The following is a 21,306-nucleotide window of genomic DNA, read 5'->3' as shown; positions in this document are numbered from 1 at the left end:
ATGGGGATATGTTTCGTGTTCAAACGTTAAATCAAATTGCAGAAAAAGGTTTGCAAGTTTTTACTGAAGAACGTTATGAAGTAGGAGATAGAATCAATCATCCAGATGGAATTTTGCTTCGTAGCTACTCTTTACATCAAGAAGAGTTTTCAAAAGACTTAAAGGCGATTGCAAGAGCTGGCGCTGGTGTAAATAATATTCCTGTCGAGCGATGTACAGAAAAAGGAATTGTAGTATTTAACACGCCGGGGGCAAATGCTAATGCAGTAAAGGAACTCATTATTGCCAGTCTTATTATGTCTTCACGCAACATTATTAATGGTGTAAGTTGGACGAAAAACTTAGAGGGTGAAGAAGTACCACAGCTTGTTGAATCAGGAAAAAAACAATTTGTTGGATCAGAAATTGCAGGGAAACGTCTAGGTGTTATCGGACTTGGCGCAATCGGTGCTTTAGTTGCGAACGATGCGTTAGCGTTAGGCATGGATGTTATCGGATATGATCCTTATATTTCAGTTGAAACAGCTTGGCGTCTTTCTACACATGTGCAAAGAGCATTTAGCCTTGATGAAATTTTTGCAACGTGTGATTATATTACACTGCATATTCCTCTTACGAATCAAACGAAGGGGATCATTGGGGAACACGCTGTAGAGAAGATGAAAAGAGGGATGCGTCTATTTAATTTCTCTAGAGGAGAACTTGTAGATGAAAAGGTTCTTCAAAAAGCATTAGGAGAAGATATTATTACACATTACGTAACGGACTTCCCGAATGAAAATGTAATAAAGATGAAAAATGTAACAGCGACGCCTCACCTTGGTGCATCTACGTCTGAATCAGAAGAAAATTGTGCAGTAATGGCAGCACGTCAATTACGTGAATATTTAGAGACAGGAAATATTCGTAACTCAGTAAATTATCCAAACGTAGAATTGCCGTATATCGGAAAGAAACGAATTACAATTATGCATCAAAATGTCCCGAATATGGTAGGGCAAATTACAGGATGCTTAGCGGAACATCATATTAATATTGCCGATATGATTAATCGTAGTAAACATTCTTGGGCATACACAATGATTGATATCGATAACGGAATTGATGATATAATAAAAGAGAATATTGTAGAAAATATAAGCAAAATTACAGGTGTTGTAGCCGTTCGAATGATTGTGTAAAGGAGAGAGGAATGTGGCAAAAATACGACCGTTTCGGGCCATTCGTCCAGTAGAGGAAAAAGCGGCACAAGTGGCAGCTTTACCGTATGACGTATTAAATAGTGAAGAGGCAAGGGAAGTTGTAAAAGGGAATCCATATTCTTTCTTGCATGTTGATAAAGCAGAAATTGATTTAGATCCTGAATTGTCACCGTATGATGATCGCGTGTATGAAAAAGCGGGCGACAATTTAAAGCAATTTATACGAGAAGAAGTGTTCATACAAGATGAAGAGCCAGCGCTATATATTTATGAACTGACGATGCAAGGAAGAACGCAGTCAGGCCTTGTCGTTTGTACATCTATTGATGAGTATGAAGATGATACAATTAAAAAACATGAAAGAACACGTCATGAAAAAGAACTAGATCGTATTCGCCACGTAGATGTGTGTGACGCAAATACAGGTCCGATATTTTTAACTTACCGTACAAAAGATGAAGTAAAGCATTTAATTAGAAGCTGGAAAGAAGAGCATGCGCCAATTTATACATTTACAGCAGAAGATGGTGTTAAGCATGTTGCGTGGAAGATTGCAGATGAAGATGTAATTACGACTTTAGTAAATGCATTTGAAGATATTCCTAATCTTTATATTGCAGACGGGCATCACCGTTCTGCATCAGCTGCAAAAGTAGGAATTATGCGAAGAGAACAATATCCAAATTACACAGGAGAAGAGGAATTTAATTTCTTCTTATCGGTTCTATTCCCTCATGATGAATTATCGATTTGGGACTATAACCGAGTTGTGAAAGATTTAAATGGATTATCAGAGGAACAGTTTTTAAATCAAATTACGCAGTACTTTTATGTAGAAGAAGCACCTGTTTCTCCGTATAAACCAAATGAGCCAAAAACATTTGGTATGTATGTAAACGAGAAGTGGTATAAGCTCACAGTGAAAGAGGAAACATTTGATGCGAATGATCTTGTTAGAGGTTTAGATGTATCTATTCTGCAAGACCATTTATTAAGCCAAGTGCTTGAAATACATGATCCGCGATCTGATTCACGTATCGATTTTGTTGGCGGAATACGGGGGCTAGAAGAACTAGAACGCCTTGTGAACAGCGGCGAATACAAAGCAGCATTCGCATTATATCCGACATCTATGGAAGATTTATTAGCAATCGCAGATGCCGGAGAAGTCATGCCGCCGAAATCAACGTGGTTTGAACCGAAACTGCGTAGTGGGTTGTTTGTTCATTCTTTAAAGTAAATATTGACTTCTATAGTTTTGAAAAACCGAAATGATTTGAGTTTCGGTTTTTCTTATTTTGGCTCAGTTAACGTTTAATGTTGATTTTCATGTTAAGATTGAAATATGTAACAGCAGGTCGCTACAAAAAAATGGAGGAAATACGATGAAAATGCATCTTCAAAAAAGTTTTTATGTTGAATTGAAAAATGCAATTCGTTGTCATTATAACGAACTTTTAACTAGGTTCGGTGTTGACACAATATATGGGTACTCCATATTAACAGACGATTGTGTCAATAGCATTGGACCAGTGGCTAATGAAGAAAGACTAATCAAAGTTAATAAATCGGACCCTTTATACAATTATTATAGATACGGAGCTGTTGAGTGGAGCGAATGGGACGATTTTGGAATGTTTGATGAAGTGAAAAAAATTATTAAGAAATATCATAATATCGTCGAAGATGACTTTAACATACGAGTAAATACACTGTTGAAAGAAACGTTAAATGTGTTAATGGAACTTGAATCAGAAGGATTGTTTGGAGATAGAGATGATAATCGATTTATTGTCATTTGTGTAACTGATTCTTCGAACGAAATCATGATTGAATCAGCTCGATTGCTTAATACATTAAAGACATACGAAGAATATGCTTCAGAATTTGCATAAGAATAAATATAAGTAAAACTGCTCTCTATAAGAGGCGATTTTCATTTGATCGAAAGTCACCAATTAATAGTAACTATTCGTTGTGACGTAACAATTGAACAATTAGAACCTGATGAAAAAAACGTACAAAGATAATTGCGATGTTTACATGTGTGAATCAAGTTGGAAAAGAAGTTATGAAGGGAAGTTTTTCGGGGATTATTCTTTAGTAGGAGAAGTAATGAATAAGTGGGTTCTCCATGCCTCTCAGGCTTAGCGTTTTAATTCCCCCATAACGTATATTCTGTTCTTTTCTTAACTATTAGAAAATAGTTGAATAAGCTCGTCAACAAAAAGGACATTCCTAGTATTACAAGAAATGTCCTTTCCACTAAATTATAAGGTATTTTGCTAACGTTCAAATTCTAAAATTAGTTTACTAGTTTGACCTGTAAACTGATAATTATAGGACCCTCTCAGATTTTCTAAGTTACCGGTAGCTTTAATAATTGTTCCTGGGGAATCTAAATTTCCTTTATCAAATATTCCTTGCTCTATAGCTGTGAATGTCCCTTGTTGCCCCTTATAAATTCCTTCAAAGTGTAAAAATCCAGAAATTTTAGCCGTAGCCAAGTGACCATCATTTATATTTGAGTCTAGATAATATAATAAGTATTCAACAAAAGCTTTTCCTTTTAATTCTCCATCAATATCATATTCAACATGGGCAATATTAATAGGGAAATCTTTTCTAGTATCATCAATTAGTTTTTCATCCCATTTACTTACTGTAAATGTTACGTCCATACACGTAAATCCCCCTTTATCATTAGATAAGTAATCTTCATATCATTTGAAAAGTACCAATTCACAGTCATATCTTATAGGAGTGTTTTTATTTATTTGAGTCCTGTCATATCGTTATCTTATTTCAGAATCACCTGCTCCTCCCCACGAAGGACTTACTGTCGCCACGGTATCTCCTGGCTGTAATCTCTTTGTTTTTTTAACATGTTAACTCCGCTCCTACATAATGTAATGGACTACGATTATACAAACTGTATCATTGAAAAACATGATGTATGACATTAGTTTCTTCATCATCAATCCGTTTACCTGCTGGGATTCAAGAATTCAGTCTTAGTGTTGAATATAGGAATAACCGATTTATATTTGAAAATTACAGTATGCAACATTGTATGAGAAAGATGGCTGATATTTTCTGCGATTTGTAACTGTAATGATTACAAGTTGATCGTATTCAATCCGAAAAATAAAATCATCATGAATGGAGAGGTTACAGCTTTTCCTGAACAAGAAAGCTATCGCCTTTAGGCATGGGATGAAAGTGAGGTTTGATACGGATTGTCACTAAAAATCGCAACGTTCGTGGTACTTTAAGTGTCCGAAGTATAGGTAGTTTCTTCGTTTTTTTTTTGATTTTTAGGGGATTATTCTTTGATTAGTAGATAGAGAGGTAAAATAAAAATACACCTCATTACTAGGTGTATTTTTTAGACTTGAAAACCACATATGTATTGGAGATTTCTCTCGGTTAGAGTGTATCACAATAGAAATCATGTATATACATAATATTTGTTACATCGGATGGTTTCCTTGTAAGTATATGAAAATGGTAATCTAAATAGATTTTAATTTTGTTAACTTACCAACCTGTACCATGTTCAGAATTAGCAGGGGCGCCGCCAGTATTGCCATGAGATTCAACTTTCGGAGCAGGGAAATGTGTATGCCCTTCCTGTTTAGGAGCTCCACCAGTGTCGCCGATGTTTAATGCAGGAGCCCCGCCAGTATCGCCAACATTTAAAGCAGGGCCGCCAGTATGACCATGCGTTTCTAACGTAGGAGCAAAGAAGTCAGCGTGACTCTCTTTTTTAGGAGCCATTCCTTCTCCATGAGTATTTGTATAAGAAGGTGCCCAAGTATCCCCTATATTGTATGATGAAATAGGAGGTCTACCATGATCATAAGCAGGAGCGCCACCGCCATCCCCAATGCTTACTGATTTCGGAGCAGGAGTATCACCAACATTGAAAGCAGAAGCGCCACCGTGGTCCCCATGGCTTTCTAATTTTGGAGCAAAAGTTTCACCATGCTCAGCTTTTACAACGCCTCCACCTTCTCCAATATTTACACCAAAAAGACCGAAGCTAAATACCGATAACCCTACAACAGCTGTACTAATTTTTCTTTTCAATCTATCTCTCTCCTTTTTATTGTTTTATTTCATTTTGTCTAAACGTGGTAGATAAAATGAAACGAATTGTAAAAAATCCCAAAAATATTACGATATACGAATGATTCTGTGTAATATTTTGTAAAACCTCCTTAAAATTTGAATTTTATAAAAATAAATTTCGACATAGTTCATTTTTCAACTAGTTGAATAGATTTTGATTGAGTTTTTATAAAGCTATTCGTTAACCTTAGGACCGAAAATAGTTCTTAATTTCTTTATACCGTGGTCATAAGGTTATTTTAGCTTTGAATTAAATTAACTATTATAATTCGAGAATTTAGTCCTCTTGCTATATATTTAAAAGTTACAGTATGCAAAATTGCATAAGAAAGAGGGTTGCTATTTTCTACAACCTGTAACTATAATGGTTACAGGTTGGTCGATACCAATCAAAAAAATAAAATCATCATGAATGGAGATGTTTCATAATGGGTATGAAAAAATTAATTTTAGCAGGTGCTTTAGGGATCGCAGCATTATCAGGAACAAATTTACCAGGACTAGAAGTAACAAAAGCGAGTGCAGCTTCTATTGAATCGAATTTCTCGACGTTAGAAGGACGAGTAGTAGAAGTAGATAACGGTGTAATTGTTGTAAAATCTAAGCAATATGAGGAACCGGTTAGTGTGTATATTGATTCACTTTCAAATGTGAAAGTAGGAGATGAAGTAAAAGCTACTGGATCTATGATGCGTAATTTTACAGAATATATGGTTGCAACTGCAGTTGAAAATACAACAAACAAGTTAGGTATGCACATGAAAGAAGATGGCTCACCTAATTATGTAATTGGAGAAGTATCAAAAGTAGGAACGATGGAAGATGAGGGAGACGGTGCTACTAAATATGTTGTAGTTGAGTATCCATCGCTAAATGGGAAGAAAGCTATTATTGATGTTTTCTTAACAAAGGGACAAGTATTTAATGCGGGTGAGAAAGTGAAAATTGATATGAAGTATGTAGGGTGGGGCGGAAGTTCTATTAACTGGAACACAGTTGACCATATTGAAAAAGTTCATGAAGCAAAGACGAACGCTGAAAATAATGATGGTGTATGGATTTGGTCTTAATTAAAATCCTGTAAATAACAAATGTATCATGTAGTATCCAGCAAATGGTGATGTGTATGACCATTTGCTGGATACTTTTTTGCTTTGTATTTTTTGAGAATAAGGGATATCCGACTAGAATATGATGTTTAAATCGGAGCGAGTTAAAAAATACAATAATGAAAGAGGTGTTTATATATGGAGCGAGATGAGAATTATTTACGAGCTAAAAAAAGAGTGGAGAATTTAAAAGCGTTTTACATTCATTTAACGGTCTATATATTAGTTAACTTAATGCTTTTTTTCATAAATATAAGCTCTGATTCAAGTAAATTATGGTTTTTATATCCACTTGGAGGTTGGGGGATTGGTATCGTTATACACGGTTTAACAACTTTTCCATTTGGGATATTCGGAAAAGAATGGGAAGAACGAAAAATTAAAGAGTATATGGAGAAAGATAAGTGAAAAAACCAGAGATTTATGAATATAAATCTCTGTGAGCACACGTTTGATGCGAAGCCTATTCTATAGCTTCGCCTATTTGTTTTGTACTCGAAGTTAATGCGAGTACGTGTTCCTATTCATTTTTAGCATGAATTGCATGTGAAATCAAAACTTTAGTTGTAGTACATAATAAATACAGTTATTTTACTTTCTTAATTACAAGTGGATATAGGATAAAGTTGATTTATCATCCTATATTAAAATAAAAAACAAACCACTGTTCGATTTGAATATTCCACGATATAATGGTGAGAGTTTATGACAGAATAAATATTTACATAAGAAGTGAGGTACTGTATGAAAAAAAGAACGACAGACATTATTTTTATTATTATTGGTGCATTTCTTTTTGCTTTAGGTGTCAATTTATTTGTTATCCCAAACGAGTTTGGTGAGGGTGGGGTAACAGGTATCACGATTATTACGTACTATTTATTTGAATGGTCACCAGGTTTAGTTAACTTAATTTTAAATGCGATTTTGTTAATAGTCGGTTATAAATTTTTAAATAAAATCACAACAATTTATACGATTATCGCTGTAGTGACTAACTCGCTATTTCTTCATTTAACAGAAGGCTGGACGATTGCTTCGGATGAAATGCTTGTAAATGCCATTTTCGGAGGAATATTTATCGGGTGTGGTATTGGTCTTATCATTCGCGTTGGCGGAACAACTGCAGGTACTACGATCTTAGCAAGGATGACACATAAATATTTAGGCTGGAGCATTAGCTACGGTCTACTGTTCTTCGATTTAATCGTTGCATTTTCATCTTATTTCATCATTGGTGCAGAAAAACTGATGATAACAATTATTATGCTATATGTAGCAACGAAAGTGATGGAATTTGTAATTGAAGGGTTAAATCCGAAGAAGGCTATTACGATTATTTCTGATAATCCAGATGAAATTGCCGGGAAGGTGACAACCTTAATGGGGAGAGGGGTTACCGTGTATTCAGGTCATGGCTATTACACGAAAACGCCGAAGGAAATTCTTTATGTTGTTATTAATAAGCAAGAAGTAGTGAAGCTAAAGCGGATTGTTCAAACTACGGATCCGGCGGCGTTCATCGCTATACACGATGTTCGTGATGTGTTCGGAGAAGGATTTGTTGATATTTCGAAGGCTTAGAAATTGTTTTTGATTAAAATAATCTTAATACTAAAACGTAAGAATCTATTTTGAATAATCTTTTTTCAAAATAGATTCTTTTTCTTTTTCTTGCAAAAAATCCAATTGTTTCTTAATGTAGTGATGTAGAAGGATGAACGAGAGAGGGTTTAATGAAGATGATACATATTTTATTAGCTGATGATGATAAGCATATTAGAGAGTTGTTGCATTACCATTTACAAAAAGAGGGGTTTAAAGTTTTTGAAGCAGAAGATGGAAAGGTAGCGCAAGACGTTTTAGAGAAGGAAAATATTCATCTTGCGATCGTAGACATTATGATGCCGTTCGTTGATGGCTATACGTTATGTGAAGAAATCCGGAAGTATCATGATATACCAGTTATTTTATTAACGGCGAAAGATCAGTTAGTTGATAAAGAAAAAGGATTCATTTCTGGTACGGACGATTATATCGTAAAACCATTTGAACCAGCTGAAGTGATTTTCCGTATGAAAGCTTTATTACGACGTTATCAAATGCTGAGTGCAGATATTATTACGTTGCACGGAACGACAATTGATCGAAAAGGTGTAGAAGTAAAGTGTAACGGTCAAACGATTTTGCTTCCTTTAAAGGAATTTGAGTTATTATCACAACTTGCTAGTTATCCTGGAAGAACATTTTCAAGAGAAGAGCTAATTGAATTAGTATGGGGAATGGATTTTGAAGGAGATGAACGAACAGTTGATGTTCATGTGAAAAGGCTGCGAGATCGTTTCTCAAAACGAACGGATGATTTTCAAATTACAACAGTGCGCGGCCTCGGGTATAAGTTGGAGTTGAAATAAGATGAAATCACTATATTCTAGATTTGTATTTATGACGGTCGGCATTATGCTACTTAGTAGTATTATCGGCTTTTTATTAACGAACGTATATTATCAAGTGAAGTTAAAACCATATAACAGTGAAAAGATTTTAAAGTATGCGGAAGAAGTTAAATCGTTATATGAAAAGCAAAGTGAAGAAAATCAAGAGACGTATTTGCATTCTATTGCAAAATTAGGGTATGAGATTTACATTGTTGATGATCAAAAGAATGGAAAGCGTATCGGTAATGCGTTTCGTAAGACGACAATAAGTGATGATACCGTTCATAAAGTATTGCAGGGGGAGACATTTAATGGTGTTTCTACTTATCCAACGCGCCTCTTTATTACAGGTTTTTTCGATAATGAATTAATTAATAGCGTCGGTGTCCCAGTACAACACGGTGATAAACAGTACGCTTTATTCATTCGCCCTGACGTTCAACAACAATTCGGCGAGATGAGAATTTTTCTAGCGGTATTATTAGGGTTTATCGTACTATTAAGTATTATTTTTATAGCGATTGCAGCAGGTTACATCGTTCGCCCAATCCGTAAATTTACGAAGGCTACGCAAAAAATTGCGAGTGGGGAATATGAAATTGAATTAGATGTAAAACGAAAAGATGAAATAGGAACGTTATCTACAAGCTTCCAAAAGATGACGAAGAGTATTAAAGAACTAGATGAAATGAGACAAGAATTCGTTTCGAACGTTTCACATGAATTTCAGTCGCCACTTTCTTCCATACAAGGTTTTTCAAAGACGTTGCAAACAGAAAAGATGAGTGAGGAAGAAAGAAATCATTACTTACAAATTATTGAGGGTGAAAGTAAGCGAATGTCTAGTTTATGTAAACAGTTACTTACGCTCGCTTCATTAGATAAAGAGGAAAAGGTTCTACAAATAAGAGAATTCAATCTGCAGAAGCAAATTAAAGACGTCATTTTTATGCTTGAGTGGAAATGGCGGGAAAAAGATATCGCCGTTGAATTTAATGTGCCAGATATCACTATAAAAGGTGATGAAAACTTACTTCATCAAGTTTGGAGTAACATTTTCACGAATAGCATTAAGTTTTCAAACGATGGTGGAACGATTGAGTTTTTCGTCGAAGAGTTAGAGTCTAGTGTCATTATTTCTATATCAGACAACGGAATCGGTATGGAAAAAGAAGAAATGGATCGTATTTTTGACCGTTTTTACAAAGTAGATACAGCAAGGACGAGAAACGTAGAAGGTAGCGGTTTAGGATTGTCGATTGTGCAGAAGATTGTTGAACTGCATCATGGAAACGTTTCGGTGTATAGTACGAAGGGGGAAGGAACGACCGTTCGGGTGGAGCTTCCGAAATAGATGGAAAGAAAGAGGCTGTTTCGGAACGGCCTCTTTTTTTTTGGTCTCTAGTATACGTGTAAAGTGAAAAAATGTGAGTCATTTTCATTACATACTCGGACGAGTTTGTGGAGTGAAATCAGGAGGAAGTTTGTTTGGAAATGTAGAATTTCTACATAGTTATAAGGATTTTATTGAAACTGTAACTATTTAGGGAGGAAATTACTTTGAAACGAATTGACGTGTTATTAAACGTACTAGATTCAACATTCGATAAAGAGAGTTGGTATGCACCGTTTAAACATGCTATTGAAGGACTTACAGCCGAACAGGCTATGTGGAAACCATCTGGTGAGGAAACGAATACCATTTGGGAGAACGTTAATCATCTCATTTATTACAAAGAGAGGCTTGCTGCAAACTTGGAAGGCCGTGAATGGACACATAATCTTGACGGAAATGACACATTTTATCTTACTAAGCAATCTAATGATGATATGGAATGGAAGAAAGTCGTTGAACGTTCTGAAAATGCTCAGTGTAATTTAAGACAGGCATTAAGTGCAATTTCCGAAAGAGAGCTTGAGCAAAATTCACTAGAGGGGAAATTACTGGATATCATGCTTCATGATGCTTATCATACAGGACAAATTATTCAATTAAGGAAAATGCAGGGTGCTTGGCCATCAAAGCGTTAACTGCCGTTATAAGTTGGTACTATTGTTGAATAAAATTTAGATATTCAAACGACTTTATTGTTATATTTTTAGTGAATTATTTTACATCCAAAATGAAATAACTATATTTTTAACCCCGTCCCCAATTTAGAACGGGGTTATGTTTGGTTTGCTATAAAGCCGCACCTTTCCCACGCTCTTCCTTAAACCGAACCCCAAAAGTATCCGCTGTAATCTCATCAGCTTTCGGCAAAGCCCGTAATTTCGGATGAAGCAGCCATACGAGAGAGATAAAGAAAATCCCGATGCTAGCGAGCGCAAAAATGAGTTGGCTACTAAATACATTTGCGGTGTATCCGCCAATTAAAGAACCGAATGGCATAGCAATTGTGCTCATACTTCGCATGACTGAATTGATGCGTCCGATATATTGATTTGGAATTACAATTTGACTAATTGTCGCAAATAATATGTTCGTGGCACCAATTGGGATCCAAGCTAGGCCGAATAAAAAAATAGACAGCCATTGAAACGGTACAATCGTAGAGAGAAACCAAAAGATAGCGCCAGTCGCAAAGCTAATAATAGAAGTGCGGCCAACATTACGTTTGCCAACCCATGAACTGAATAATGCACCGATGAGACTACCTGCTGATATAGCAGCTAAGAAGAAGCCATATGATTTCACGCCTCCTAAAGAATCAGCGAAAGAAGGGAGTATCGCCATCGTCATACCGATTGAGAAATTAGCAACAACTGAACCGATTAAGAATGCGCCCATTAAGGAACGGAAGACAATTGAAAAACCTTCTTTTAAATCTGAGAAATATTGTTTTGTTGAAAGTGATGTGCCCGTTTCGGTTTGCTTTGGCATTTTCAATGAAAAGAACAAAAGGGCAGTAATCGCGAATGTGAAAGAGTCGATCACATATAAAGTAATGGCGCCAAGTAGTGCTACTAATATGCCAGAAATCGTCGTACAAATTAAGTCAATACCTTGATACGCAAATGAGAAGAGTGAGTTTCCTTTTAATAATTGTGTTTTATGCAGTAGAAGTGGTAAAGCTTTCGATTGTGCGGGATAGGCGAATTGTTCGATAAAGGCTACGATTGGCATAATGATGAGTAGTAGTTGGACTGTTAATAGATCGAAGTAGTGTGTAATAGGAATGATTAAAATAAGAATGCATTGCAGAACTTGTGTAATGACGAGGGTGTTTTTAATGGACCATCTATCAACGAATGGACCAGTAAGAAATTGAAGTGCAGAGGGTAATAATGTAAGAAAACCAGCCAATCCAGAATAAAAAGGATTACCACTTAGCTTATATACGAGCCACATCGCGGCTACATAATACAAACTATCTCCTATGTTTGTAAAAATTCTCCCTAAAAATAATAAGAGGAAATTCCGGTTTTTCAATATGTCCATTTAATCTACTCCTTTATAATAAATTTATTCGGTAAAATAAATTTGACCGTTAGTGTAAAAAAAATCGTATTACGATTTTTCTTCTTTTTTCACAAATCGCTGCATTGCTCGTTCGTCGATTTGTAGTGCAGTAGTAGAAATGTAATAAGATTTACTATTTGGATCTTTATCCGCATCTTTTGCGATATCATTTAATTCAGCCATCAATTCATGAAACTTTTTTACCCACACTTGAAATTGTTCCGGCGTAGCATCAAACTCCCAGCAAGATGAAACGTAATTCCACTCAGCCGGGTCTTCGCTTTCTTTTCGTAATATAAAAGCTTCTTCAGGAGCAGCGAGAATATGGTTTTTCGTTGTTTCTGCCATTTGTAAAAAGATTTGGCGACCTGATTCGCTTAACATTTCTAAATGAGGTAATAGGTCTGCAGCAGGGGTGAAGCCTCTAGCGACAGATTGATAGAACTTTTGAATGATGCCATTCTTTTCTTCTGTATAAACAATCTCTATAAAACCATTCTTTTCTAATTCTTTTAAATGATAATGAATTTTCGCCCTTGGAATGCCGAATTTCTCAGATAGTAATTGTCCTGTATAAGGACGTTCGCATAGACGCATCATCATTTCGACACGTAGTGGATCGCTTATTGCTTTTAGTTGGCTATAAGTAGTGAGTGTTAACATGGGCTTCAAAATGATCAACTCCTTAAATGGAATTACTCGGTCAAGATTATTTGACTGAATTGTATCAAGGATTTTAGTTATTTTCAATACTTTCTGAAAATTGAATCTTCCCCTCTGTAATCTTCTGTTCATATTCCGTTCATATTTCTTTTTTATGATAAGTGCATAGAAAGAAAGAGGAAGGAGCGAGCGAAATGTTTTTAGCTCTGCGTGAATTGAAACAATCAAAATTAAGATACGGATTAATCGGACTGATTATGGTGTTATTATCATTTTTAGTTCTTGTTATTTCAGGATTAGCAAATGGACTATCATATGATAATGCTTCATCGATTCAAAATATGGAGGCAAATAAGTTCGTTTTAGCAGATGATGCGGAAAATAAATTACTTCGTTCACAAATTAAGAAAGACGATGTAGATAACGTAGTAAATCAAGTAGGCGAGAAAGAAGCCGTTCCGTTTCGTGTGAAAGTTTCAACATATGAAAAGAAAGATAGTTCGAAAAAGGTTGATATCGCTATTTTCTCAAGTGAACGGGATTCATTTTTAGAACCGAAAATTGTAAAAGGGGAGAAATTAGGTACAGCAAACAACGAGATGGTTGCTGACGAATCAATTAAAGAAAAAGGAATTGATATTGGAGATACAATTATTGATCCTGTTTCAAAGAAAGAATTTACAATCGTTGGATTTACGAAAGATCAAATGTTTAGCCATACACCAGTCGTTTATGTAAATGAAGACGTATGGGGTGCTATTTCACAACCAAACCAAAAAGATTATAGTGCAATTGCACTTAACACAGATAAAGAGATTAAAAATGCACACGTAATTGACAAAAAAGAAGTGCTACAAAGTATTCCAGGATTTAAAGAAGAGCAAGGAACATTGACGATGATCATTGCATTCTTACTAGTTATCGCTGCGTTACTAATTGGTGTATTCTTCTACGTCATTACACTGCAAAAAACACAGCAATTAGGTGTATTAAAAGCAATCGGTACGAAGAATTCTTATTTAGCAAATAGCTTAGTCGTACAGGCGCTATTCTTATCAGTCGTTGCGATGGTAATTAGTATTGTTCTTGTACAAGGGTTAGAACAAATTTTACCAGCAGGTATGCCGTTCTTATTAACAACACCGATGATTGCGCAATATGCAGCAATCTTTATCGTAATTAGTATTTTAGGAACACTTATTTCGTTATACCAAGTATTAAAAGTTGATGCATTAGAAGCAATTGGAGGCGGGATGTAATGACTTCATTATTAAAATTAGACAAAGTAAGTAAAGTGTACGGAGAAGGGAATACGGAAGTAACAGCCCTTCATCCGATATCGCTTGATGTGAAAGCCGGAGAATTTATCGGAATCGTCGGTCCTTCTGGATCAGGGAAAAGTACGTTATTATCAATCGCGGGTGCATTATTATCACCGTCAAAAGGGGATATTTACATTCGTGAGCAAAATATTACACAGTTATCAGAAAAGGAAATGACAGACATTCGTTTGAAAAAAATCGGCTTCATTTTCCAGTTTGCAAACCTTGTTCCATATTTAAATGTGAAAGAACAGTTACTTTACATTGCAAAGCTAAAAAAAGAAAGTAAACAAGAATCCGAAAAGCGTGCAGATCATTTATTAGCGGCATTTGGATTAGGAGAAAGAAAGAATCATTATCCAAATCAACTATCTGGCGGGGAAAAACAAAGGGTAGCAATCGCTCGTGCGTTCATGAACAACCCAGATTTAATATTAGCGGATGAGCCAACGGCAAGCTTAGACTCAAAACGCGCACGTGAAGTTGTTGAAATGATGAAACGCGAAGTGAAAGAGAGCCAAAAAGCAGCAATTATGATTACACATGATGAAAGAATGCTTGATGTATGTGATCGTATATTGACGCTTCGAGATGGACAGTTAATATAAAAAAAGGAAAACCGTACATGTATGTGCGGTTTTCCTTTTTTTATGGACTTATTTAGAGAATAACGTTTTAATTTTATTACGAGTAAGTAATAAAACACCGCCTAATACAGATAGCATTCCTAGAGCCATATTGTTTGATTGCTCGCTACCAGCGTTAGGAAGTTCTTTAGCGTTATTGTTTTTAGTACCATTATCTGCTTGCATTTGTTTAGACTGTGATACTTCATTAATCTTGTTATCAACATTTTGCTTCGTTGTATGTAACTCAGCTAATTTGTCGTCAATTTTTTTCTCAGTATGCTTAAAGTCGTTGATTTTAATATCTAAGTCTTGTTTTTTCTTTGATAAATCATCTGAAACAGTTTGTTTCGATTGTTTAATTTCGTTAATTTTATTAATTAAATCTTGTCTAGCTTCTTGTAAAACAGCTAGTTTGTTTTTTACATCTTGTTTAGCTAATTCTAAGTTAGCGGAAAGACTGTCTAAATTGCCTTTAATTTTCTTAAGTTCCTCTAACGTGTTACCGGTATTCGGCTTGTTTTCTTTTAGTTCAGCGAGTTTGTCCTCAGCAGTTTGTTTCGCTTTCTTTAACTCAGCTAATTTTTCATCTACTTGTTTTTTAACTTCCTTAAGTTCATTAACCTTTTGATCAATGTTCTCTTTATGTTGCTTCATTTCATTCACTTTTTCATCGACAGTTTGTTTATGTTCTTTAATCTCATTCACTTTGTTATCGATATTTTGCTTATGTTCTTTTACTTCAGCAACTTTATCTTCTACTTGTTTTTTATGCTCTTTAATTTCAGCGATTTTATCTTCTGCGATTTGTTTGTCTTGCTGAAGTTTTGCATCTAACTCTTGTTTATGTTGTTTAATCTCGTTAATTTTTTCATCAGCAACTTGTTTACGTTCATGTAGTTCATTTGCCTTCGTATCAACATTTTCCTTAACCTTGTTAAGTTCATTCAATGTTTGATCCACGTTTTCTTTGTGTTGCTGTAATTTCGCATCTAACTCTTGTTTATGTTGCTTAATTTCAGCTAATCGATCTCCCGTACTTTGCTGAGGAGTAGCATCATTTACTTCCGCATGAGCAGGGTTCGCGCCAGCAATCATTGCTAAAGCTAGTGTAGACGCAGCAATTGTTTGTTTTGTTTTCATATTTTTGTACCTCTTTTCTTTCATATGCATGAACTGTTTTGTGTAAAAATGAGCATATAGAAGTAGATTCTTCCATCATTATATACCATCTGTGCCGTCTAGAGGAAGTATTTGCATAATAATCTATGATTATGTAATTTTTATAATCTCTTATTTTGGAGTAGGGGATAAATCTTTAGCTAGATGAACAATTTCTTCAATAGTAAAGCTTATATCTTTATTATTGCGAATAACAAACAAATAATTAGCCTCATTTTCTATAGGATCTACCACATCATCGTGAAATGATTCAGTTTATTGTCGATCAAATACTTCTTTGAAACTAGAATATCCACCTCTAAAAATATTGGTACTTCGCGTGCTTCGAGCCACTCTTTCGTAAAGTACATCATCTGGAATGTCAAAATGAACGAGTATGCGTACATATTCATTCTGTGGAAATAATTCGTTTAGTAAATATAACCTTCCATTTTTACTGCGATTGGAGTTACTAATAATAAGGTGTAAATTTGAATGTTCTTTCGCATAATCAACAATGAATTTTGAAAGACCGTGCTTAAATGTATTAGGGCCTTTAGCCGGCTGTAATTTTTCGTAATGCGTGTTAATAAATTCAGCTTGATTATCTTGATCCATAACGAAAGAGTGGGGTAACTCTTTTTCTAATGCTCTTGCAAATGTAGTTTTTCCACTGTGTGTTTTTCCAACTGTAATGATGACTAATCTTTTCATGACGCCCTCCATTTGTATTGTTATGAACTGGAATATTCGGTGTAGATCGAAATCTTCCTGCTAGAGATTACACAAATTGTTGAGCGTTAGTAGGCTGAAAACTTGACAAAAAAACTTATTTATGCTATAATTTACCAATATAAAAATAAAGTGTATAATAGGGTTCTCCTGGCCAGGGGAACCCTATTTTTGTTGTAAAAATGAAGGAGAGTGTATGTACGTGAAACAAGGTGAAGCAAGTGTAACGTCGTTAGTATCAGCTTTCAGCAGGGCATATCATAGTGAATTTGATAATCCGAAGGTCTTTGATGATTATATCGCTAAAGAATTCATATCGCCAAAAGAACGTAACAATATTGAAACGAACATGGTTCAAGGGATTCACTTTTTCAATACAGACATTGCAGAGCGGTTTCAAGACAATCCAAAAGAAATATTAAAATGGATTACACAAGTTCAGTTATCACCAACACCTTTAGCACGTGCCGCATATTGTGAAAGAGTATTACTACATGAAATTACATTAGGAGCGAAACAATACGTCATACTCGGTGCAGGCTTAGATACGTTCAGTTTTAGAAACCGAGAGTTAGAGAATAAAATAGAAATATTTGAAGTGGATCATCCTTCTACGCAGGCGTTTAAGAAGGAAAGAATAAAAGAAGTAGAACTTGAAGTTCCAAATAACCTTCATTTTGTTTCGATGGATTTCACGAAAGGATTTTTCTATGAGCAGTTACGGAATGAAGGATTTGAAAATAAAAAGACGTTCTTTAGTCTATTAGGTGTAACGTACTATTTAACGAAAGAGGAACTTTCTAGTTTAATAGAATGTTTATTTGAGGTGGTTCCGGCAGGAAGTTCTATCGTTTTCGATTATCCCGATGAAAACTTGTTTACGGAAAAGGGACTGTCCAATCGAGTTGAAAATATGGTAAAAATGGCTGCGGTAGGCGGAGAACCGATGAAATCATGTTTTTCTTATGCCGAAATGGAAGCACTGTTAGAGAAGGCGGGCTTACTCATTTATGAACATTTATCGCCAGAAGACATAAATAAATTATATTTTGAAGGACGAAACGATTATTTGAAAGCTTTTGAGACAGTGCATTATGTGCATGCGGTGAAAAGGTAGGAAATTAGTAGGCATGGGGAGGAATCTCTGTGTCTTTTTTTATAAAAAAGGAAATGAGCTGTAGTGGTGGAAAATATAATTATAAATATATATAAATTAATGTTTTGTAGAAACTAAAGGAAAGGGGAAATAGAAGATGTTGAAATTACAAGGGAAATACAATGAAGCAAAAGTGTTTACTACGAATGTAGAAAAAACTGCAGCAGGTCAAATTATTGATCTTTGTAACCAAGAATTCGTAAAGGATAGCAAGATTCGTATTATGCCAGATACACATGCGGGTGCAGGTTGCACGATTGGGACAACAATGACAATTCAAGATAAGATTGTTCCTAATTTAGTCGGGGTTAACTAATCGGCTCAGACTTTAAACTACTCACTCAATTGACTGGGAACCCTAACGATAAAAGGCGAGGGCAATCAGCAGCCAGTGGTTATGGTGACATAATCGAATGGTTCAGAGACTTGTACCATGTTAGCAGACTAAGGTACAGAATTATTCCTCATCCATTTTGAGTTGAAGAGGAATAATTAATACGGTGAGCCTACAGTAGAGACTGCATATCTCGATGACTGTAGAGAAGGTATAGTCCACACTTTCAGGAAACTGGGAGGTAAGTACGATATTGGTTGTGGCATGGAGGGTGTTATAATTAATAAGAAAAAAGAGGAAATCAACTTCGATTACTTAGACGAAACGATACGTAAATTTGTCCCAAGTGGTTTTCGTATTCGAGATAAGGAACATAGATTTTCAAAAATGATTGATTTTGATAGTGTAAGAGCCCCGTTTACATTGCAACGTGCTCAAAAAAGTATTGGTACACTTGGCGGGGGCAATCATTTTGTCGAACTGAATGAGGATGATGAAGGAAATGTATACATTGTTATTCATAGTGGTTCGCGTAATTTAGGGAAACAAGTAGCAGAGTATTATCAAAACTTTGCTTACGAGCAACTTATAAACGTTAAATCTATTAAAGAAGAAATTATTGAGCGTTTAACGAAAGAAGGCAGACAACAAGAAATACATGAAGCTTTACGTGAAATTAAGAAACCGGTGATTCGTAAAGAATTAGCTTATTTAGAAGGACAAGGATTTATAGATTACATGAATGATATGAAAATTGCACAAAAATATGCGGAGTTAAATCGTAAAGCAATGATTGATGAAATCGTCACTACAATGGATTGGAAAGTAACAGATCAATTCACTACAATCCATAACTACATCGATATGGACAATATGATTCTAAGAAAAGGTGCTATTTCAGCTCAGAAAGATGAACGAGTAATCATTCCAATCAATATGAGAGATGGTTCAATCATTGCATTTGGTAAAGGAAATCCAGATTGGAACTTTTCTGGCCCTCATGGAGCAGGGCGTATTATGAGTCGCAAGAAGGCGAAAGAAGTACTTAACTTAGAGGATTTTCAAAATACAATGACAGAGGTTTGGACTACATCTGTTGCAGAAAGTACTTTAGATGAAGCACCAATGGTATATAAGCCAATGGATGAAATTATTGAGAATACAAAAGAAACAATTGATATTAAACATATTATTAAGCCACTTTACAATTTTAAGGCTAATTAAAAGAGGAGTAACGTTTATTAAAGAAAGAGAACTTGAAAAGATAGCATATTTTGTGGCGGTTATATAACAGAGATTAAAAAGACAACATATTAAACTAAGAGATTCATCATATTCATTTACATTTATGTAATGTTAAAGACTAGAAAGCTAGATTGGCGCGAATTGCTAATTGTGGAGTGTGTAGAAAAGACAAAATCTCTTAAAAAACACTTAATTTTTTATTCCATTAATCTTTACAATCTCCCCTTATAATGTGAATTGGACAAGCACCTAAGAGAAGCAGAACATGTCAGTTGGTACATTCTATTATTAGGGGGAGAATTTGTATGAAAAAGACAGTTGCTTCGTTAGCAGTTATGGCGGCATTATTACCGACATTTTCAGCACATGCGGAAGGGAAAGAGCAAGTTCGAAAATCAGCTACAACTTTTAATGTTATTAGTGACATTCAAGGTGATTTAGGAGATTTTGATCACGTATTAAAAGATATGAATAAAGTAACGCCACTTTCTAGAGCGCTTATTATGAATGGGGATATAACGCCGACTGGACAACAGTCACAATATGATGATGTAAAGCGTGTGTTAAATAAAAATAAGCATCCAGAAAATGTATGGTCTACTGTTGGGAATCATGAGTTTTATGCTGGTAAATGGACAGCAGATGGGAAACTCTCCCAAAGTACATGGCCAAATGGTGTAACTGAGGAAACTTTATTTAACCGCTATCTGAAATTTAGTGGACAAGAAAAGGTATATCATAAAAAAGAATTAGATGGCTATCCACTTTTATTTTTAGGAACTGAAAAATATATGAAATACCACGATTCAAAAATGTGGGATGAAGTATATATGAGTGATGAGCAATTAGGTTGGTTAAAACAAAATTTAGAAGAGTATAGTCAAAAAGATAAAAATAAACCAATCTTTATTTTCTCTCATCACGTTTTACCTGATACAGTATCTGGATCAAGACAATCACCATATTTACAAGATTATTTAAACGTGGATAAATTGTACGATATATTAAAAGACTATCCGCAAGTTGTTTTCTTCACGAGTCATACGCATTGGGATTTAAACTTACCTGACTGGGCTGGTAAAAAGAAAATTGCAGGCGGAGATAAAAAAGGATTTACTGTTGTAAATACGGGCGGGATTGAAACGGGCTGGATGTCAGCAGGACCAAATGGAGGAGAGAAAACTGCTCCAGATGGCTATTCATTTAAACAAGGGTTACAAGTGAAAGCATATGGTAACGATGTAATTGTGACAGCTTACGATTACAAACGTGATAAGGATATAAAGAAGTTATTAATTAGTGATTCAAAAATTGCGCAGATGGCACCAAATGTAACGGCAGATGATAGTGAAAATATAATTGTCGGTGCAACTGAATATATGGAGTATTCTATAGAAGGAACGAATGAGTGGCATACGTATAGTAAAGCAAACCCTCCGAAATTTGATGGGGATAAAGTCGTATACGTACGCCATAAAGGTGAAATGAATTTAGAGCCGGGATTAACACAGTTACTTCGTTTTTCGGTAAATAAGTGATTGGAGGGAGTCTGCATTTGAATGTGTAGGCTCTTTTTTTGTTGATGAGAAAGGGGTTGCCTGTCTGTCGTTTTTTGTCGATAGATCGATATATTAAGAAAATCGTTGATATATTGCAAGTTACGATAGATATATTTGAAAAATCGTTGATATATTGAAAGGAATGAACGATATATTTAAAAA

General features: G+C 35.2%; 20 protein-coding genes and 1 pseudogene. 15 read left to right on the top strand and 6 right to left on the bottom strand.

Annotation, left to right across the window (positions count from 1 at the left end; genetic code table 11):
- Positions 1-8 precede the first annotated feature (8 nt).
- The 3 genes from AB6801_RS19320 to AB6801_RS19310 all read left to right on the top strand — a co-directional run bounded on the left by AB6801_RS19320 (position 9) and on the right by AB6801_RS19310 (position 3,097).
- Entirely contained in the window at positions 9-1,181 is a 1,173-nt protein-coding gene (locus AB6801_RS19320; RefSeq protein WP_053512594.1) for a 3-phosphoglycerate dehydrogenase family protein, read from the top strand.
- Positions 1,182-1,194: 13 nt separating this feature from the next.
- The gene (locus AB6801_RS19315) at positions 1,195-2,442 is read left to right on the top strand and encodes a DUF1015 domain-containing protein (RefSeq protein ID WP_053512593.1); all 1,248 of its coding nucleotides are present in this window, start codon (positions 1,195-1,197) and stop codon (positions 2,440-2,442) included.
- A 145-nt stretch (positions 2,443-2,587) separates the two neighbouring features.
- Complete coding sequence (locus AB6801_RS19310; RefSeq protein ID WP_000781771.1) at positions 2,588-3,097, top strand: DUF4303 domain-containing protein; 510 nt, start codon at positions 2,588-2,590, stop codon at positions 3,095-3,097.
- 390 nt (positions 3,098-3,487) lie between these two features.
- Here the strand turns inward: AB6801_RS19310 and AB6801_RS19305 are convergent, their stop codons facing one another.
- Together AB6801_RS19305 and AB6801_RS19300 are read right to left on the bottom strand one after the other, a co-directional pair.
- The gene (locus AB6801_RS19305; protein ID WP_000383503.1) at positions 3,488-3,883 is read right to left on the bottom strand and encodes a DUF3224 domain-containing protein; all 396 of its coding nucleotides are present in this window, start codon (positions 3,881-3,883) and stop codon (positions 3,488-3,490) included.
- Between the two features lie 859 nt (positions 3,884-4,742).
- A complete protein-coding gene (locus AB6801_RS19300; protein ID WP_088067452.1) occupies positions 4,743-5,294 on the bottom strand; it encodes a hypothetical protein in 552 nt (183 codons plus the stop codon).
- Positions 5,295-5,764: 470 nt separating this feature from the next.
- Between AB6801_RS19300 and AB6801_RS19295 the strand changes: the two genes are divergently transcribed.
- The 6 genes from AB6801_RS19295 (at position 5,765) to AB6801_RS19270 (ending at position 10,914) form a co-directional block, all read left to right on the top strand.
- Positions 5,765-6,406, top strand: coding sequence for a F0F1 ATP synthase subunit alpha (locus AB6801_RS19295; protein WP_000525525.1), 642 nt, complete (start codon positions 5,765-5,767; stop codon positions 6,404-6,406).
- A 177-nt stretch (positions 6,407-6,583) separates the two neighbouring features.
- Complete coding sequence (locus AB6801_RS19290; RefSeq protein WP_000438994.1) at positions 6,584-6,853, top strand: 2TM domain-containing protein; 270 nt, start codon at positions 6,584-6,586, stop codon at positions 6,851-6,853.
- A 336-nt stretch (positions 6,854-7,189) separates the two neighbouring features.
- Positions 7,190-8,029 carry a YitT family protein gene (locus AB6801_RS19285; protein ID WP_000747492.1) on the top strand — a complete coding sequence of 280 codons (840 nt, stop codon included), beginning with the start codon at positions 7,190-7,192 and terminating at the stop codon, positions 8,027-8,029.
- A 152-nt stretch (positions 8,030-8,181) separates the two neighbouring features.
- A complete protein-coding gene (locus AB6801_RS19280) occupies positions 8,182-8,859 on the top strand; it encodes a response regulator transcription factor (protein WP_000781961.1) in 678 nt (225 codons plus the stop codon).
- 1 nt (position 8,860) lies between these two features.
- Complete coding sequence (locus tag AB6801_RS19275) at positions 8,861-10,237, top strand: sensor histidine kinase (protein ID WP_000839528.1); 1,377 nt, start codon at positions 8,861-8,863, stop codon at positions 10,235-10,237.
- A gap of 206 nt (positions 10,238-10,443) precedes the next feature.
- The gene (locus AB6801_RS19270; RefSeq protein WP_000821015.1) at positions 10,444-10,914 is read left to right on the top strand and encodes a DinB family protein; all 471 of its coding nucleotides are present in this window, start codon (positions 10,444-10,446) and stop codon (positions 10,912-10,914) included.
- Between the two features lie 151 nt (positions 10,915-11,065).
- Here AB6801_RS19270 and AB6801_RS19265 read toward each other — a convergent pair whose 3' ends face one another.
- Together AB6801_RS19265 and AB6801_RS19260 are read right to left on the bottom strand one after the other, a co-directional pair.
- Complete coding sequence (locus tag AB6801_RS19265; protein ID WP_097999269.1) at positions 11,066-12,325, bottom strand: MFS transporter; 1,260 nt, start codon at positions 12,323-12,325, stop codon at positions 11,066-11,068.
- A gap of 69 nt (positions 12,326-12,394) precedes the next feature.
- The gene (locus AB6801_RS19260; RefSeq protein WP_000803871.1) at positions 12,395-13,018 is read right to left on the bottom strand and encodes an ArsR/SmtB family transcription factor; all 624 of its coding nucleotides are present in this window, start codon (positions 13,016-13,018) and stop codon (positions 12,395-12,397) included.
- 185 nt (positions 13,019-13,203) lie between these two features.
- On the opposite strand from AB6801_RS19260, the gene AB6801_RS19255 reads away from it, so the two are divergent.
- Positions 13,204-14,268, top strand: coding sequence for an ABC transporter permease (locus AB6801_RS19255; protein ID WP_000477749.1), 1,065 nt, complete (start codon positions 13,204-13,206; stop codon positions 14,266-14,268).
- Positions 14,268-14,939, top strand: coding sequence for an ABC transporter ATP-binding protein (locus AB6801_RS19250; protein WP_000202597.1), 672 nt, complete (start codon positions 14,268-14,270; stop codon positions 14,937-14,939). The genes AB6801_RS19255 and AB6801_RS19250 overlap by 1 nt, the downstream gene beginning before the upstream one ends.
- Before the next feature lie 48 nt (positions 14,940-14,987).
- On the opposite strand, the gene AB6801_RS19245 is transcribed toward AB6801_RS19250, so the two are convergent.
- On the bottom strand, positions 14,988-16,100 hold the full coding sequence (locus tag AB6801_RS19245) for an LPXTG cell wall anchor domain-containing protein (RefSeq protein ID WP_097999270.1): 1,113 nt from the start codon (positions 16,098-16,100) through the stop codon (positions 14,988-14,990).
- A 150-nt stretch (positions 16,101-16,250) separates the two neighbouring features.
- Positions 16,251-16,832: pseudogene (locus AB6801_RS19240) on the bottom strand (ATP-binding protein).
- A gap of 214 nt (positions 16,833-17,046) precedes the next feature.
- On the opposite strand from AB6801_RS19240, the gene AB6801_RS19235 reads away from it, so the two are divergent.
- The 4 genes from AB6801_RS19235 (at position 17,047) to AB6801_RS19220 (ending at position 21,123) form a co-directional block, all read left to right on the top strand.
- Entirely contained in the window at positions 17,047-17,967 is a 921-nt protein-coding gene (locus AB6801_RS19235; protein ID WP_000289379.1) for a class I SAM-dependent methyltransferase, read from the top strand.
- Positions 17,968-18,103: 136 nt separating this feature from the next.
- Positions 18,104-18,322, top strand: a complete 219-nt coding sequence (locus AB6801_RS19230; protein ID WP_000916240.1) for an RtcB family protein — start codon at positions 18,104-18,106, stop codon at positions 18,320-18,322.
- Between the two features lie 282 nt (positions 18,323-18,604).
- Positions 18,605-19,564, top strand: coding sequence for an RtcB family protein (locus AB6801_RS19225; RefSeq protein WP_370941122.1), 960 nt, complete (start codon positions 18,605-18,607; stop codon positions 19,562-19,564).
- Between the two features lie 326 nt (positions 19,565-19,890).
- Positions 19,891-21,123 (top strand): DUF4073 domain-containing protein, encoded by a 1,233-nt coding sequence (locus AB6801_RS19220; protein WP_061654910.1) that lies wholly within the window; start codon positions 19,891-19,893, stop codon positions 21,121-21,123.
- The last annotated feature ends 183 nt before the right edge of the window (positions 21,124-21,306 follow it).

This window comes from Bacillus sp. RCC_6_1 (assembly GCF_041360755.1).
In the GTDB taxonomy this organism is placed as follows: Bacteria; Bacillota; Bacilli; order Bacillales; family Bacillaceae_G; genus Bacillus_A; species Bacillus_A cereus.
The sequence above is the reverse complement of the archived record's forward strand: the minus strand, read 5'-3'. Positions and strand labels throughout refer to the sequence as shown.

Bases quoted from the DNA above. Each gene is read 5' to 3' on its own strand.
- AB6801_RS19310 (WP_000781771.1), top strand. From the start codon at position 2,588: ATGAAAATGCATCTTCAAAAAAGTTTTTATGTTGAATTGAAAAATGCA.
- AB6801_RS19275 (WP_000839528.1), top strand. From the start codon at position 8,861: ATGAAATCACTATATTCTAGATTTGTATTTATGACGGTCGGCATTATG.
- AB6801_RS19245 (WP_097999270.1), bottom strand. From the start codon at position 16,100: ATGAAAACAAAACAAACAATTGCTGCGTCTACACTAGCTTTAGCAATG.
- AB6801_RS19235 (WP_000289379.1), top strand. From the start codon at position 17,047: ATGTACGTGAAACAAGGTGAAGCAAGTGTAACGTCGTTAGTATCAGCT.
- AB6801_RS19290 (WP_000438994.1), top strand. From the start codon at position 6,584: ATGGAGCGAGATGAGAATTATTTACGAGCTAAAAAAAGAGTGGAGAAT.
- AB6801_RS19265 (WP_097999269.1), bottom strand. From the start codon at position 12,325: ATGGACATATTGAAAAACCGGAATTTCCTCTTATTATTTTTAGGGAGA.
- AB6801_RS19305 (WP_000383503.1), bottom strand. From the start codon at position 3,883: ATGGACGTAACATTTACAGTAAGTAAATGGGATGAAAAACTAATTGAT.
- AB6801_RS19320 (WP_053512594.1), top strand. From the start codon at position 9: ATGTTTCGTGTTCAAACGTTAAATCAAATTGCAGAAAAAGGTTTGCAA.
- AB6801_RS19255 (WP_000477749.1), top strand. From the start codon at position 13,204: ATGTTTTTAGCTCTGCGTGAATTGAAACAATCAAAATTAAGATACGGA.
- AB6801_RS19295 (WP_000525525.1), top strand. From the start codon at position 5,765: ATGGGTATGAAAAAATTAATTTTAGCAGGTGCTTTAGGGATCGCAGCA.
- AB6801_RS19250 (WP_000202597.1), top strand. From the start codon at position 14,268: ATGACTTCATTATTAAAATTAGACAAAGTAAGTAAAGTGTACGGAGAA.
- AB6801_RS19225 (WP_370941122.1), top strand. From the start codon at position 18,605: ATGGAGGGTGTTATAATTAATAAGAAAAAAGAGGAAATCAACTTCGAT.
- AB6801_RS19220 (WP_061654910.1), top strand. From the start codon at position 19,891: ATGAAAAAGACAGTTGCTTCGTTAGCAGTTATGGCGGCATTATTACCG.
- AB6801_RS19230 (WP_000916240.1), top strand. From the start codon at position 18,104: ATGTTGAAATTACAAGGGAAATACAATGAAGCAAAAGTGTTTACTACG.
- AB6801_RS19285 (WP_000747492.1), top strand. From the start codon at position 7,190: ATGAAAAAAAGAACGACAGACATTATTTTTATTATTATTGGTGCATTT.
- AB6801_RS19280 (WP_000781961.1), top strand. From the start codon at position 8,182: ATGAAGATGATACATATTTTATTAGCTGATGATGATAAGCATATTAGA.